Annotated in this window: 11 protein-coding genes and 1 pseudogene; 9 read left to right on the top strand and 3 right to left on the bottom strand. The window is 62.4% G+C overall.

What is annotated here, in order from left to right:
* Window positions 1–21: 21 nt before the first annotated feature.
* The 5 genes from AAAX36_RS03800 to AAAX36_RS03780 all read left to right on the top strand — a co-directional run bounded on the left by AAAX36_RS03800 (window position 22) and on the right by AAAX36_RS03780 (window position 5,586).
* A complete protein-coding gene (locus AAAX36_RS03800; RefSeq protein ID WP_349074108.1) occupies window positions 22–1,776 on the top strand; it encodes a [FeFe] hydrogenase, group A in 1,755 nt (584 codons plus the stop codon).
* Between the two features lie 2 nt (window positions 1,777–1,778).
* Window positions 1,779–2,834, top strand: coding sequence for an ABC transporter substrate-binding protein (locus tag AAAX36_RS03795; RefSeq protein ID WP_349074047.1), 1,056 nt, complete (start codon window positions 1,779–1,781; stop codon window positions 2,832–2,834).
* A gap of 3 nt (window positions 2,835–2,837) precedes the next feature.
* Window positions 2,838–4,214 (top strand): ATP-binding cassette domain-containing protein, encoded by a 1,377-nt coding sequence (locus tag AAAX36_RS03790; RefSeq protein ID WP_349074045.1) that lies wholly within the window; start codon window positions 2,838–2,840, stop codon window positions 4,212–4,214.
* A 215-nt stretch (window positions 4,215–4,429) separates the two neighbouring features.
* Window positions 4,430–4,651, top strand: coding sequence for a type II toxin-antitoxin system RelB/DinJ family antitoxin (locus tag AAAX36_RS03785; RefSeq protein WP_161144799.1), 222 nt, complete (start codon window positions 4,430–4,432; stop codon window positions 4,649–4,651).
* A gap of 23 nt (window positions 4,652–4,674) precedes the next feature.
* On the top strand, window positions 4,675–5,586 hold the full coding sequence (locus AAAX36_RS03780; protein ID WP_349074043.1) for a type II CAAX endopeptidase family protein: 912 nt from the start codon (window positions 4,675–4,677) through the stop codon (window positions 5,584–5,586).
* Here the strand turns inward: AAAX36_RS03780 and AAAX36_RS03775 are convergent.
* Window positions 5,583–7,718, bottom strand: a complete 2,136-nt coding sequence (locus tag AAAX36_RS03775; RefSeq protein ID WP_271755786.1) for a YgiQ family radical SAM protein — start codon at window positions 7,716–7,718, stop codon at window positions 5,583–5,585. The genes AAAX36_RS03780 and AAAX36_RS03775 overlap by 4 nt on opposite strands.
* A 253-nt stretch (window positions 7,719–7,971) precedes the next feature.
* Between AAAX36_RS03775 and AAAX36_RS03770 the strand changes: the two genes are divergently transcribed.
* From AAAX36_RS03770 to AAAX36_RS03760, 3 genes are all read left to right on the top strand, one after another.
* A complete protein-coding gene (locus tag AAAX36_RS03770; RefSeq protein WP_118377270.1) occupies window positions 7,972–8,688 on the top strand; it encodes a YoaK family protein in 717 nt (238 codons plus the stop codon).
* Between the two features lie 165 nt (window positions 8,689–8,853).
* Window positions 8,854–10,020 carry a lactaldehyde reductase gene (gene fucO / locus AAAX36_RS03765; RefSeq protein ID WP_022094861.1) on the top strand — a complete coding sequence of 389 codons (1,167 nt, stop codon included), beginning with the start codon at window positions 8,854–8,856 and terminating at the stop codon, window positions 10,018–10,020.
* A gap of 607 nt (window positions 10,021–10,627) precedes the next feature.
* A complete protein-coding gene (locus AAAX36_RS03760; protein WP_349074039.1) occupies window positions 10,628–11,671 on the top strand; it encodes a M42 family metallopeptidase in 1,044 nt (347 codons plus the stop codon).
* Between the two features lie 136 nt (window positions 11,672–11,807).
* Here the strand turns inward: AAAX36_RS03760 and mnmA are convergent.
* Both mnmA and cysK read right to left on the bottom strand, forming a co-directional pair.
* A pseudogene (mnmA, locus tag AAAX36_RS03755) lies at window positions 11,808–12,911 on the bottom strand (tRNA 2-thiouridine(34) synthase MnmA); the annotation flags it as partial.
* A 178-nt stretch (window positions 12,912–13,089) separates the two neighbouring features.
* Window positions 13,090–14,028, bottom strand: coding sequence for a cysteine synthase A (gene cysK / locus AAAX36_RS03750; protein ID WP_349074037.1), 939 nt, complete (start codon window positions 14,026–14,028; stop codon window positions 13,090–13,092).
* 253 nt (window positions 14,029–14,281) lie between these two features.
* Here cysK and AAAX36_RS03745 point away from each other — a divergent pair, with 253 nt between their 5' ends.
* The gene (locus AAAX36_RS03745; RefSeq protein ID WP_022094857.1) at window positions 14,282–14,710 is read left to right on the top strand and encodes an Rrf2 family transcriptional regulator; all 429 of its coding nucleotides are present in this window, start codon (window positions 14,282–14,284) and stop codon (window positions 14,708–14,710) included.
* The last annotated feature ends 33 nt before the right edge of the window (window positions 14,711–14,743 follow it).

Genomic DNA, 14,743 nt, shown 5'->3' with positions numbered 1-14,743 from the left:
AGCGAAAACGGAGCGCACAACATGGTCAAGCTCACTATCGATAATTGCGAGGTCGTGGTTCCCGAGCATACCACGATCCTGGATGCGGCCAAGTCCGTCGGCATCCAGATTCCCACCCTGTGCTATCTGCGCGATCTAAACGAGATCGGCGGCTGCCGCGTGTGCGTGGTCGAGGTTGAGGGCTGCGACCAGCTGGTTGCCGCCTGCAACAACTACGTGCTCGACGGCATGGTGGTCCACACCAACAGCCCCAAGGCCCGCGAGGCCCGTCGCACCAACGTGCAGCTGCTGCTGTCCCAGCACGATTCGCAGTGCACGAGCTGCGTGCGCAGCGGCAACTGCAACCTGCAGACCATCGCCAACGACCTGGGCATTTTCTATCTGCCGTATCAAAGGCATTTGGCGGGCGAGGGTTGGGATTTCGATTTCCCCATCATCCGCGAAAACGACAAGTGCATTAAATGCATGCGCTGCATCAAGGTGTGCGAGAGCGTGCAGGGCCTAGGGATTTGGGACCTGACCAACCGCGCCACGCATACCGCTGTGGGTACTCGCGGGCGCGCACCGATCGGCAAGACCGATTGCGTCGCGTGCGGCCAGTGCATCACGCATTGCCCGACGGGCGCGCTGCGCGAGCGCGACGATACCGAGACCGTGTTTGACGCGCTCGCTAATCCCGACAAGATCGTGCTGGTGCAGATCGCGCCTGCCGTGCGCAGCGCCTGGGGCGAGGAGCTCGGCATATCTCGCGAGGAGGCAACCGTCGAGCGTCTGGCCTGCGCACTGCGCCGCGTTGGCTTTGAGTACGTGTTCGACACCGATTTCTCGGCCGACCTCACCATTATGGAGGAGGGTTCCGAGCTGCTCGAGCGCCTAGGCGCCGCCGCTAAGGGCGAAGGCGACAGCCGCGGCTGGCCCATGTTTACGAGCTGCTGCCCGGGTTGGGTGCGCTTTGTGAAGGCGCGCTATCCGGAGTTTGTCGACAGCCTGTCCACGTCCAAGTCGCCGCAGCAGATGTTCGGCGCCATCGCCAAGACATACTACGCCAAGGTGCTGGGCGTTGAGCCCGAGCGCTTGTTCGTGGTGTCCGTGATGCCGTGCACGGCCAAGAAGGCCGAGTGTGCGCTGCCGAGCATGGTGGGCGAGGACGGTACGCCCGACGTGGACGTTGCGCTGACGGTGCGCGAGATGGTGCGCATGGTCCGCGCGAGCCACGTGAGCGTGGATACGCTGGTTGAGGAGCCGCTCGACACGCCGCTGGGCTTTGGCACGGGCGCAGGTGTGATCTTTGGCGCCACGGGCGGCGTGATGGAGGCCGCCGTGCGCTCGGCCTATTACCTGGTGACGGGCAAGAACCCCGACGCCGACTTCTTTACCGATGTGCGCGGCCTGGACGGCTGGAAGGAGGCCGTGGCCGATATCGATGGCACCAAGGTACGCGTCGCCGTGGCGCACGGGCTGGGCAACGCCGCCCGCCTGCTCGACGCGATTCGCGACGGCCGCGTGAGCTATGACTTCGTTGAGGTCATGGCGTGCCCGGGCGGCTGTGTCGGTGGCGGCGGTCAGCCCATCCATGACGGCTGTGAGCTGGCAGCCGAGCGCGGCCAGGTGCTGTGGGGCTTGGATGCTGCTGCGGATATTCGCTTCTCGCACGAGAATCCCGATGTCCAGGCATGCTACCGCGAGTTCTTGGGCGAGCCGCTCTCGCCGCTGGCCGAGGAGCTGCTGCATACCGACCATCACGCATGGACGATGCCTAACGAGGGGACGTGCTAGCGATGCGCGCGTTTAATGTTGAGATGTCGCGCCGGGGGTTTGCCTCGGCGCTCGCTGCGGGCGCCCTGTCGCTTGCGCTCGCGGGCTGTGGCGGCGGGGCTGCCGGTGCCGGGTCCGCCGCGGGCTCGGCTGCCACAGACGGCGCCGGTGCTGCTGCAGAGCCGGTCGAGGTGCACGTCGCCTCGCTCAAGGGGCCGACCTCGATTGGTCTGGTGCAGTTTATGGACCGGGCGGCCGATGGCGAGACGGACAATGAGTTCGACTTTGCGATCAACACCGCCGCCGACGAGATTGTGCCCAAGGTCATTCAGGGCGATATCGACATTGCCCTGGTGCCGGCCAACGTGGCGAGCGTGCTCTACAACAAGACCGAGGGCGCGGTGCAGGTCATCGACATCAACACGCTGGGCGTGCTGAACGTGGTGACGGGCGACGCGAGTGTGACCTCGTTTGGCGATCTGGCGGGTCGCACCGTCTACATGACGGGCAAGGGCACCACGCCAGAGTACGTCATGAACTACCTGCTGGAGCGCGCGGGCCTGACCGGCCAGGTGGCGCTCGAGTTTAAGAGCGAGCCCACCGAGGTGCTGTCGGCCCTGCTTGCCGACCCGTCCGCCGTGGGCGTGCTGCCGGAGCCGTTCAAGACCGCTGCCATCGCCAAGAGCGAGGGCAAGCTGTCGGCACCGGTGAGCCTGACTGATGTGTGGGACGAGCTGGCGGGTGACACGGGCTCCCGTTTGCTGACGGGCGTGACCGTGGTGCGCCGTGCCTTTGCCGAGGAGCATCCCGAGGCCGTGACGGAATTCTTGAGCTGCCATGCGGCGAGCGTGAAGGCCGTGAACGCGGCGCCGGCGGACTGGGCGCAGGCCGTGGTCGATGCAGGCATCGTGGATAACGCCACGATTGCCGAAAAGGCGATTCCCGGGTGCATGCTCGTGCGCCAGACGGGCAAGGATATGAAGGCGGCGCTCGGTGGGTACCTGCAGGTGCTGGCCGATGCGGACGCGAGCGCCGTGGGTGGCAAGCTCCCGGCTGACGATTTCTACTACATGGAGTAGCCCGTGCGTGCGTTTGCTCGACAAATGACGGAGCGTATGAAGGCGGTGGCGGCAGCAGGTGCCGTCGCCGCCTTTTGGCTTGCCGCGTGGATGCTGGTGGCGGCGCTGGTGGCGCAGCCGTTGATCTTGCCTGGGCCGGGTGTTGTTGCCCTGGCGCTGCTGCGCCTGGTGCGCGATGGCGGTACCTGGGCGATTTTGGCGGGCTCGGGCGCGCGAATACTGGGCGGGCTGGCGCTTGCCGCGGCGTGTGGTGGCGTGCTTGCCGGGATTTCGTCACGTTCGCGGGCGTTTGCGCACCTGGTGGCTCCGGCACTGTCGTTTGTAAAGGCGACGCCGGTCGCCTGCGTGGTGGTCCTGCTGCTCATTTGGCTGGGGTCGGCGCGCGTGAGCATCGCGGCGGTCTTTTTGATGGCGCTGCCGGGCGTGTATTTTTCGCTGGCCGAGGGCTTGGCACAAGTGGATAAACCGCTGGAGCAGATGCTCCGTCTGCATGGCGTGCGCGGCTGGCGCCTGTTTTGCGTCCATACCTGGCGCGAGGTGCTGCCGTTTGTGCTTTCGTGCGCCCGCGCCGTGATCGGCATGAGCTGGAAGGCCGGCGTGGCAGCCGAGCTGATCGGCATGGCGGTGGGCACCGTGGGTGAGCGCATCTATCAGGCAAAGCTTTTGATTGAGACGGCTGATCTGCTGGCGTGGACCGTGTTGGTCGTAGCCGCCTCGTGGGCGTGTGAGCGCGTGCTGGTGTGGCTTCTGCGGGTTTCGGGGCCCGTGGCGTGGCGCGCGGCCGTGCGGGCGCATGGGCATGGACTGCGCGGGCGTGCGGGGGCTGCGAGCGATGGCGCTGCGGCGGAGCTTGCGCTTGCCGTGGGCGATCGCGCGCCGTGGGCTCCGGCACTGGACGGTCTGGCGCTCAACGTGCCCGCGGGCGGGCGTATCTGTGTGATGGGTGCTTCGGGTGCGGGCAAGTCGACGCTGCTTGCGCTAGCGGCGGGGGAGTCCGCGCCGTGCTCGATGGTGTTTCAGGATGCACGCTTGGTCGAATCCGCCTCGGCGCTGGATAACGTGTTGGTGTGCGCCGATGCGCGCGTGGATGCTTCGAGCGCCGCGGCATTGCTGCGCCTGCTGGTGCCAGGGATCGACGTGCATGCTCGCGTGGCCGAGCTTTCGGGCGGGCAGCGCCGTCGCGTCGAGATCGCTCGAGTCCTGCTGTGCCCGGGCGGCGCCGTTATTCTGGACGAGCCCTTTACCGGTCTAGATACCGCCGCACGCGACGCATGCGCCGAGGTCGTGCTCGACCTGCTCGACGGCCGCATGCTCCTGCTCGCCACGCACGATGTCGCCGACGCTCAGGCCCTCGATATCTCGGACATCATCACGCTCTAAATACTAACTCAGCTACAAAATGATTCGTTTTCCTCCGTTCCCATGGGGTCGGGTGTGGTATTCTATCTGCGGGGTAATACTTAGGAATACCAAGTAATACCAACGCCGCAGAAACAAACTCCGGATGCGGGCCAATCGGGTTGCCTTCACAGCCCGTCGCCCAGCCGCGTGGCCCGCATCTATCCGCACTACCGTCGTTTCAAAAAGGAAGCGCCATGGCAGAACACATGACCCCCGTAGTCGCGAAGGTCTTGCCCGAGGAGAAGGCAGCCTTCGCGGCGGCAACTCAGCTCGTGGGCACCACGCCGTCCAACGCCATCCGCATGTTTATCGCCGCGTTCAATCGCTGCGGCACCTTTCCGTTTGACATCTCGCCCAACGGGGCCTTTGGCAAAGAGTGTCCTCAACAGCTAGTCGTTGAAGAACGTCCCCAATGACTAGTCGTCGGGAGGAGGTCGGCATGCTCAATGCGATGATTTGGGCGCTTGCCTGTTTTGGCGTCGTCGCTGCCGATATTGCCCTGAGCGTGGTTTTGTTTTCCGCTCTGGGCGTCGCGTCAGTGTTCATGGGTTTTTCGATCGATGACCTCGACATTCAATTGCTTCAGGCTGCCGCGCAGATGGCGTCGTTTTTGATGGCGCTGCTGTGGTGGCGTTATCTGTGGCCGCGTTCGTTTATGGCACGCCGGCAAAGCGAGCACCCGCTCGGCGGGGGAGCGCGTGGGGCGTGGAAACGCATCGCCTGCGTTATCGTGATTGGCCTTGCCCTGCAGGTGGTCGTTGGTTACGTGACCGACGCCGCGCTGTCGCTGTTGCCCGAGGCCGCGGCCGACTACAGCGAGCTTGTCGAGGAAACAGGCATGGGCGACACCAGCTATCTCGCCGTCCTGACTACGGTGCTCGGCGCCCCATTTTGTGAAGAGCTGCTGGTGCGCGGCATTATTTTTGAGTTTTCGCTCCGAGCGTTTAATCCGCAGTGCCGCCCACTTTGGAAGCGCCGGCGTCGTGCGAGCGCGCAGGACGGCGCCATGGTGCCCTGGGCGGCCCCAAGTACGTGGGGTATTGCCGCGGCGATTGTGCTGCAGGCGGCAATCTTCGGTTTTATGCACATGAATTGGGTGCAGGGTTGCTACGCGGGTGCCGCCGGCCTCATCTTTGGTTGGGTGCTCGTGACGACCGGAAAGCTCCGCTACACGATCCTGCTGCACTTTGCCTTTAATGCCGGGTCGTATCTCATGACGTTGCTCTGGTTTGTGAACACGCCGCTCGATGTGGCAATTACGGTCGCTATCGCCGGCGTCATCCTCGTTGAGGCAATGCGTTCGCTGCGCCACGCGTGTGGGGTGGATGCAGCGAACGCACCGCTGCCCTAGTTGCGGCGACCGCCTCCGTTGGCACCCTGACGCCCCTGGGCCGCGCGGTTGCGGCCTGCGGTGTTCTGCGCACGCGACATGCCGCTGTGGCCCTTGCTGCCCTTGGGTCCCTTGCCGGCGGCGCCACCGTGGGCCTTGCCGCCCTTCTTGCCGGTGCCATGCCCGCCGCTGGCCGATGTCTCGCCCGGGCGTGGTGGCACGGGGCGAATCAGACAATGCTTGGTGTAGCCGATCAGGTCACGACGCCCGGCCTTTTCCAGTGCCTCGCGCACGAGCTTGTAGTTCTCGGGTTTGCGATACTGGATGAGCGCGCGTTGCATGGCCTTCTCGTGCGGGTCGCGCGCCACATAGATCGGCTCCATGGTGCGCGGATCCACGCCGGTGTAGTACATGCACGTCGACATGGTGGACGGTGTGGGGTAGAAGTCCTGCACCTGCTCGGGCATGTAGCCCATGTCGCGCACGGCTTCGGCAAGGTCCACGGCTTCCTTCATGGTCGAGCCGGGGTGGCTCGAGATCAGATACGGCACCACGTACTGCTTGAGTCCGTATTCGCGGTTCAGGCGTTCAAATTTACGGCAGAACGCGTCGTAGACGGCTCGGCTCGGCTTGCCCATCACACTCAGCACCGCGTCGCTCACGTGCTCGGGTGCCACGCGGAGCTGGCCCGAGACATGGTGCTCCAGCAGCTCGCGCAAAAACTCGTCCGAGGCGTCGGCCATGGTGTAGTCAAAGCGGATGCCGCTGCGGACGAAGACCTTCTTGACGCCCGGCAGCTGGCGCAGGTCGCGCAGCAACTGCGTGTAGCCGCTCTCGTCGACCACCATGTTCTTGCACACGCTCGGCCACAGGCAGCGCTTGTTCTTGCACACGCCGTGCTTGAGCTGCTTGTCGCAGGCAGGGCGGCTAAAGTTTGCCGTCGGTCCGCCCACGTCGTTGATGTAGCCCTTAAACTCGGGATCGCGCGTGAGCAGCTCGGCCTCGCGCATGATCGAATCGTGGCTGCGCATCTGCAGCACGCGCCCCTGGTGGAAGGTGAGGGCGCAAAATGAGCACTCACCAAAACAGCCACGGTTGGAGCTAATGGAAAACTTGATCTCGGCAAAGGCCGGCACGCCGCCTGCCACGTCGTAGTCGGGATGCCAATCGCGTGCGTAGGGGAGCTCGGCTACCTCGTCCATCTCATCGGTGGTGAGCGTCGCCGATGGCGGGTTCTGCACCACATAGACGCTGTTAGGGTAGGGCTCTACCAGGCGGTGTCCGGTGATGGGGTCCATATTCTGCTGCTGCACATTGAAGCTGCGTGCGTAGTTGAGCTTGTCGGCGGTAAGGTCGTCCCAGCTGGGCAGCAGGTCGTAGTCGTAGACCTCGTCGAGCGAACCCGTGCGGTAAACGGTGCCATTGATATAGGTAATCTGGTCGACGGGCAGTCCCGCGTCGAGCGCGTCGGCGATCTCGACGATTGCGTGCTCGCCCATGCCGTAGATGAGGATGTCGGCGCCCGAGTCGAGTAGTACCGAGCGCTTGAGCTTGTCCTGCCAGTAGTCGTAGTGGGCCAGGCGGCGCAGGCTTGCCTCGATGCCGCCGATAATGATGGGAGCGTCCTTAAACGTCTGGCGGATGAGGTTGCCGTAGACCGTGACGGCACGATTGGGGCGGTGACCTTCCTCGCCGCCGGGCGTGTAGGCATCGGTGTGGCGGCGGTGCTTGGTCACCGAATAGTGGTTGACCATGGAGTCCATGTTACCGGCGCTGACCAAAAAGCCCAGGCGCGGCTCGCCGAGCACGCTGATGCTGGCGGGGTCGGTCCAGTCGGGCTGGCAGATGATGCCCACCTTGTAGCCGTGCGCGTCGAGGACGCGGCTGATAATGGCCATGCCAAAGCTGGGGTGGTCCACGTAGGCGTCGCCGCAGATGTAGACAAAGTCGCACTGGTCCCAACCGCGCGCATCCATGTCGGCGCGGCTGACAGGGAGGAACTTATCGCGGCCCGGGCGCCAGGGGCGGACAGGCGCTGCCGGGGCATGAGTGGTGTGGCCGCTCTGGGCCTTACCGCCGCGCTTTTGCTGCTGGCCCTGTTTGCCCTGCTGACTGCGCTGGTTGTTCTGAGCGTGCTGAGGCTTTTTTGCCACGATCCCTCCCGGTGTTTGTATGCTGCACGTAATTGTAACCAGTCTTTTTGGGACGGGGCTAAAAAGACTGGTGGAGTACACGAGCTGGCGGATCGGCGTGTCGATGCGGGTGTTGTTTGTTTCCAGACTGTGTATCCCTGTGTCGAAGGGGTCGTCTCGCGCGCACGCCATGTTGTCAATGGGTTACAGTATGAACGGCGGCTATGTTTCCGCCAACGCACGAGAGAGTCGTCAACAAGGAGGATGCACGACGATGCAGCGTGCCAAACAGATATCGGAGTCTATTGAGCTGGGCATCATCTTGGCGCTCGCCGGTGGCTTTATGGACGTGTATTCGTACATTGGGCGCGACCATGTTTTCGCCAACGCGCAAACAGGCAACATCCTGCTCGTGGGAGTGAGCATCTCGGAGGGCAACTGGGCACTTGCGGGGCGCTACTTCTTCCCTGTGGTGTCGTTTGCCGTGGGTATTATGCTTGCCGATCTGGTACACGAGCGGTTTGGCAGCGTGATCCACTGGCGTCAGGTGACGGTGTTCTTTGAAGCCGTCATCTTGCTGGGCGTGAGCTTTATCCCCGGTGGCGGTTACAACCTGCTCGCCAACTGCCTCACCTCTTTTGCCTGCGGCATGCAAGTCGAGAGCTTCCGCAAGATCCACGGTCACGGCATCGCTACGACCATGTGCATCGGCAACTTGCGCAACGCGCTGCAAAACGTGGACGATTACATCATCACCCACAGGCGCGGCTTTTTGGAAAACGGCCTGCTGTACTTTGGCGTGATCTTTACCTTTGTGTTTGGCGCCGTGTTGGGCAACTGGTGTATTGAACGCATGGGCCTGCATGCCATCGTCGTGGCGAGCTTGCTGCTGTTTGTCGCGTTTGCCATCATGTTCATCGACCGCGAGCGCGACTTGCGCTTACGCTGGAAGGTTGCGGCCGAGGCTTGGAAAGAGGGCTGCCGAAAGTAACCGATTGCGGCAAAGGGGCTGTTCCTTTGCCGCAATATTTTTCATCATCTGTTGAAACGCTTTAACACTTTTGACGTTCTCACGCGTTTTTTGTTTCAAAAGCGTTAGGATGGGACTTATAGCGCGGGGCGTAATGGGTGCCCCGCACACGATGGGAGGCTATCAATGGCTAATCGTTTCGTTCTCAATACCATCTCTTATCATGGTTCCGGCGCCATCAAGGAGATCCCCGGCGAGCTCCAGCGTCGCGGCTACAAGAAGATCTTCGTCTGCTCCGACCCCGATCTGGTCAAGTTTGGCGTTACCGCTAAGGTGACCGATGAGCTCGATGCCGCCGGCATCGCTTGGAGCCTCTACTCCGAGATCAAGCCCAACCCCACCATCCAGAACGTCAAGGACGGCGTCGAGGCCTTCAAGGCCGCCGAGGCTGACGCTATCGTGACCATTGGTGGCGGCTCCTCCATGGACACCGCTAAGGCCATCGGCATTATTATCAACAACCCCGAGTTCGCCGATGTCCGCAGCCTCGAGGGCGTTGCTCCCACTAAGAACCACGCCGTGTTCACCATCGCCGTGCCGACGACCGCCGGTACCGCTGCCGAGGTGACCATCAACTACGTCATCACAGACCCCGAGAAGGTCCGCAAGTTCGTGTGCGTCGACACCAACGACGCCCCCGAGGTCGCCGTCGTCGATCCCGACATGATGGCTTCCATGCCTGCCGGCCTGACCGCTTCCACTGGCATGGACGCTCTGACCCACGCCATCGAGGGCTACACCACCAAGGGCGCTTGGGAGCTCTCCGACATGTTCCACTTTGAGGCTATTAAGCTGATCAGCGAGAACCTGCGCGACTCTGTCGCCGAGGCCAAGTCCGGTCAGCCCGGCTCCGGCCGCGAGGGCATGGCTCTTGGCCAGTATGTCGCCGGCATGGGCTTCTCCAATGTTGGCCTGGGCATCGACCACGCCATGGCTCACACCCTGTCCGCTCACTACGACACCCCGCACGGCGTCGCCTGCGCCATGCTGCTGCCGATTGCCATGGAGTTCAACAAGCCGGTTTGCGCCGAGCGCCTGGCCAAGGTTGCCGTTGCCATGGGCGTTGACACCACGGGCATGAGCACCGACGAGGCCGCCGACGCCGCCATCGCCGCCGTCAAGCAGCTCTCCGCCGACGTGAACATCCCGCACGTCTGCGAGGCCATGAAGGCTGACGAGATCGAGGTCCTGGCCAAGGACGCCATGGCCGACGCCTGCTTCCCGGGTAACCCGCGCGAGGCGACGCTCGACGACGTCATCGAGCTCTTCAAGAAGATCTGCCCGGCTGCCTAGCCTCGTTTGGTGTTCTTTCGCCTGTAGGTGTGCGGTCGCTTTTTGACTTGCCGCTGGCCCCGCCGTGCTACGCACGGCGGGGCTTTTTGTGCTGCGTCGATGCCCTGAGGCGGACAAAACCAAGGCGTACTGCCCGCTGCGGATAGGTGGTGCACTTCCCTGCGTGCATTTTTGGGAGTATTCAACAAGCTCTTAAAAATGCATAACGTTGTGAATGGGCGGTAGTGATCCGCAGGCGCCCATCGACAGCCATTGTGGGCGGGCTATCGATGAGTGGAGGGGGTTGTTACTGAGTTTCTGCTTTGCGACGACCTGCAACACTGCTGTAACCGCGTCGTTTTGTCGTTCGTGATGGGGCCGTTGGGGCCCACGGTGCTGAATACTCCGTTTTTTGCACGGTCCAAGGTGGGGCACCCTGAGACGAAGCAAAAAGATGCCTCATTTCTATGCAAATACCAATAGGATTTATGCAAGATTGAGATTGTAAACCGTGCACGTGCACAAAACCGGTGCGGGGACGTCTGGAGGCGGCTCGGCTCCTGGGGCATTGCACGTGCAGAACGGTTAAAATCGGGACTCGGTCTTAGTTTTACTTGGAAGGATGCATATGACTTCTAATATTGATGCTTCTCTAGAGGAGACGCTCTCCTATATCGCAGGACAGCTTAAGACGCTGACTTCTATTGCTTCGCCTACCGGCTATACCCGTGCGGCGACTGATTATCTGATGGAGACCCTGCGCGTTATGGGGTTTGGGCCTGAGCGTTCTAATAAGGGTAACGTGCTCGTTGAGCTTGGCGGCGAGGGCGAGCCGCTCGTACTGGCGAGCCATGTCGATACCCTAGGCGCCATGGTGCGTTCCATTAAGGACAATGGCCGCCTGCGCCCCACGACGCTCGGTGGGCATCAGTGGTCTACGGCCGATGGCGAGAACTGTACCGTCTACACGCGCGACGGCAATGTCTACACGGGCGTGGTTCTTAACACCGAGCCTTCGGCGCACGTGGCCGACGAGCCGGTCAAGACCATCGAGAAGAACATGGAGATCTTGCTCGACGAGAACGTCGACAGCAAGGACGATGTGCTCGAGCTGGGTATTCAGACCGGCGACATCATCGCTATGGATCCTCGCACGACGGTGACGGAGAGCGGCTACATTAAGAGCCGCTTCCTGGATGACAAGCTATCGGCCGCCATTTTGTTGGGCTTGGCGCGTGCCGTCGCCGCTGGCGAGGTGACGCTTTCGCGTAAGGTTTCGCTGCTCTTTACCGTGTACGAGGAGGTGGGCCACGGCGGCGCCTTCGTGCCGGCCGACACGCGCGAGATGATCAGCGTTGACATGGGCTGCGTGGGCGACGACCTAGGCTGCACCGAGCACATGGTGTCGATCTGCGCCAAGGATTCGGGCGGTCCGTACAACTACGACCTGGTGACGGCGCTGTCCAATATCGCGCGCGAGCTTGAGCTCGATTACGCTATCGACGTGTATCCGCATTACGGTTCGGACGTCGAAGCCACGCTCTCTGCCGGCTACGACATTCGCCATGGTCTGATCGGCCCCGGCGTGTATGCGAGCCACAACTACGAGCGTAGCCACATGGACGGCGTGCGCAACACCTTCGAGCTCGTCCGCGCCTACGTACAGCGCTAGCGATGCAGCGGCCTCGGCTGATACGGCAGTACCGACCGAGGCCGTCCTCTCTAAGTTGCGGTGAAATAGGGACTGTTTGGCGGTTTTAAACGCTTAAACAGTCCCTATTTCACCGCAATTTATGAAGGGGATGGGGCTACTTAAGTGCGCCGGTCACCGTGCCGCCGCCGAGGACGATGTCGCCGTGGTAGACTACAACGGCCTGGCCGGGGGCGATGGCTCGCTGCGGCTCGTCAAAAGTCAGCAGCATTTGCCCGTCTTCGCCGCGCGTAAGGGTCGCTGCTTGGTCTTTCTGACGGTAACGGTACTTGGCGCCCACGCGAATGCCGCCGGCATCGAGTTCTGCCTCCATGCGGTCGGCAGGGGCGCTCCAGATCCAGTCGTCGGCCGTGAGTGCTGTGGCCATTAGGTCCTCGGCCTCGCCCAGATGCACGGTGTTGTTGGCGGCATCGACGCCCGTCACATACACGGGATGCGCCATCGCGACGCCCAAGCCCTTGCGCTGGCCGATGGTATAGCGCAACGCGCCGTTATGGCGTCCGACCACGCTGCCGTCGCGCCACACAATGTCGCCCGGTGCAGCGGGATGTCCGCAGCGGCGCTCGATATAGCCCGCGTAGTCACCGTCTGGAATAAAGCAGATGTCCTCGCTTTCGGCCTTCTGGGCGTTGGTAAAGCCTTGCTCGGCGGCTATGCGGCGCACGTCGCGCTCTTTGTCTAGGCCTGCCAGCGGAAAGATCGTGTGCGCCAGGCGCTCCTGCGTAAGCGAATATAAAAAGTAGCTCTGGTCCTTTTTGGGATCTTCGCCGCGATGCAGCTGCCAGGTGCCGTCTACTGTCTGGCTTGTTTTGGCGTAATGACCCGTTGCGATGTAGTCGCAGCCCATGTCCAGCGCCGCACCGAGCAACGCGCCAAACTTTATGTGGCGGTTGCAGATGATGCACGGGTTGGGCGTCAGCCCCTCCTGGTAGGCGTTCACAAAGCGCTCGATAACGCTGTGGTCGAAGGTCTGCTGCAAGTCGAGCACATGGTGGGGTATCCCCAGACGCTCGGCGACGGCCTTCGCATCGGCGATGTCGCGGTCGACCTTACTCATGCCCGTGGCGGGATCGGGCGCGGGGCAGGTGAGGCGCATGGTGGCGCCGACGCATTCGTAGCCCTGGCTTTTGAGCAGGTACGCGGTCACGCTGGAATCGACGCCGCCGCTCATGGCGACGAGCACGCGCTTGTTGTGCATGGGGAGGTTCTCCTTGGTGGCATGTGGCCAAAAAAGAAAAGCGGCGCGGGAGGCTGGTTCCGCGCCGCAGTCATTGTAGCAAGTTCGGACGTCTCGTGGGACACCCTAACGAGATGGGCTCAGGCAGCCAGAAGAGAGGATAGGCCGGCATGCCATGGGCCTATCGACAAGTGACGGGCCCTTAGTCCTGGAACAGTGCCGTGGACAGGTAGCGCTCGCCGGTGTCGGCAAGCAGGGCCACGATGGTCTTGCCCTCGTTTTCGGGGCGCTTGGCCAGCTGCAGCGCGGCCCACACGGCGGCACCGGACGAAATGCCCACGAGCACACCCTCCTTGTGGCCCACGGCGCGGCCGGTGGCAAAGGCGTCGTCGTTCTCGACGGGGATGATCTCGTCGTAGACCCGGGTGTCGAGGACGTCGGGCACAAAGCCGGCGCCGATGCCCTGGATCTTGTGCGGGCCGGCCTGGCCCTTGGAGAGCACCGGGGAGGTGGCGGGCTCGACGGCGACGACCTGAATCTCGGGGTTCTGCTCCTTGAGGAACTCGCCCACGCCGGTCACGGTACCACCGGTGCCGACGCCGGCGACGAAGATGTCGACCTTGCCGTCGGTGTCGTCCCAGATCTCGGGGCCGGTCGTGGCCTTGTGGATGGCGGGGTTGGCGGGGTTCACAAACTGGCCGGCGATGATGCTGTTGGGAGTCTCCTTCTGCAGTTCCTCTGCCTTGGCGATAGCGCCCTTCATGCCCTTGGAGCCGTCGGTGAGCACGAGCTGCGCACCGTATGCCTGCATCAGCTTGCGGCGCTCGACGGACATGGTCTCGGGCATGGTGATGATCACCTTGTAGCCGCGGGCGGCCGCCACCGAGGCGATGCCGACGCCGGTGTTGCCGCTCGTGGGCTCGATGATGGTGTAGTCGCCGCCGCGCACGAGCTTGCCTGCCTTCTCGGCCTCGTCAATCATGTTCTTGGCGACGCGGTCTTTAACTGACCCGGCGGGGTTGAAGTATTCGAGTTTGACGAGCACACGAGCCTTGAGGTCCTCGTCGGCCTCAAAGTGAGTGAGCTCCAGGAGCGGGGTGTGGCCGATAAGCTGATCGATGGACGTGTAAACCTTGCTCATGGTGAACCTCCAAAGTGTTCAAGTTGCTGGTTGCCGTGTGGTTTCACGGTGCGTGTAGCAGCTAAACCCATAAACCTTATAGGTTGTTCGTTTAGCTGTTGGGAAGCATACTAGACACTAAAGCCTAGTAATGCAATAGGAAATAGAAGATTATTACGAGCTGATTAACCATCTTGACCGGAACGGGTATTTTCAAAACCAATTTTTCGGCTAGAATTTCTACGGACTAAATGACCGAAAGGCAGCACTATACATGTTGGTTTCTACAAAGGGCAGATATGCCCTGCGCGTTATGGTCGATCTGGCCGAGCACCAGGCGGCCGGTCGCATCCCGCTCAAAGAGATCGCGGCGCGACAGGGGATTTCCGAGAAATATCTCGAGAACATCTTGGCTACGCTCGTGCGCGCCAACATGCTTTCGGGCATGCGCGGCAAGGGCGGCGGCTACGTGCTCACGCGCCCGCCCGAGCAGTACACGGTGGGCGAGATCCTGCGCCTGACCGAGGGCAGTCTGGCACCGGTTGCATGCCTGGATGGCGACTGCAAGGGCTGCTCACGCTCGGATGAGTGCCCCACGCTCGACGTGTGGAAGAACCTGGACAAGCTCATCAACGACTACCTCGACGGTGTGACACTCGATCAACTTGTCGCTCCCAACCATGGCTACGACTACGTCATCTAACCCACACCTGCCATTTGGGGACGGGGTAGAAAT

Source organism: Collinsella sp. CLA-ER-H10, assembly GCF_040092475.1.
Classification (GTDB): Bacteria; Actinomycetota; Coriobacteriia; order Coriobacteriales; family Coriobacteriaceae; genus Collinsella.
Note: the sequence above shows the minus strand (reverse complement) of the source record. Positions and strands in the feature narration are given on the sequence as shown.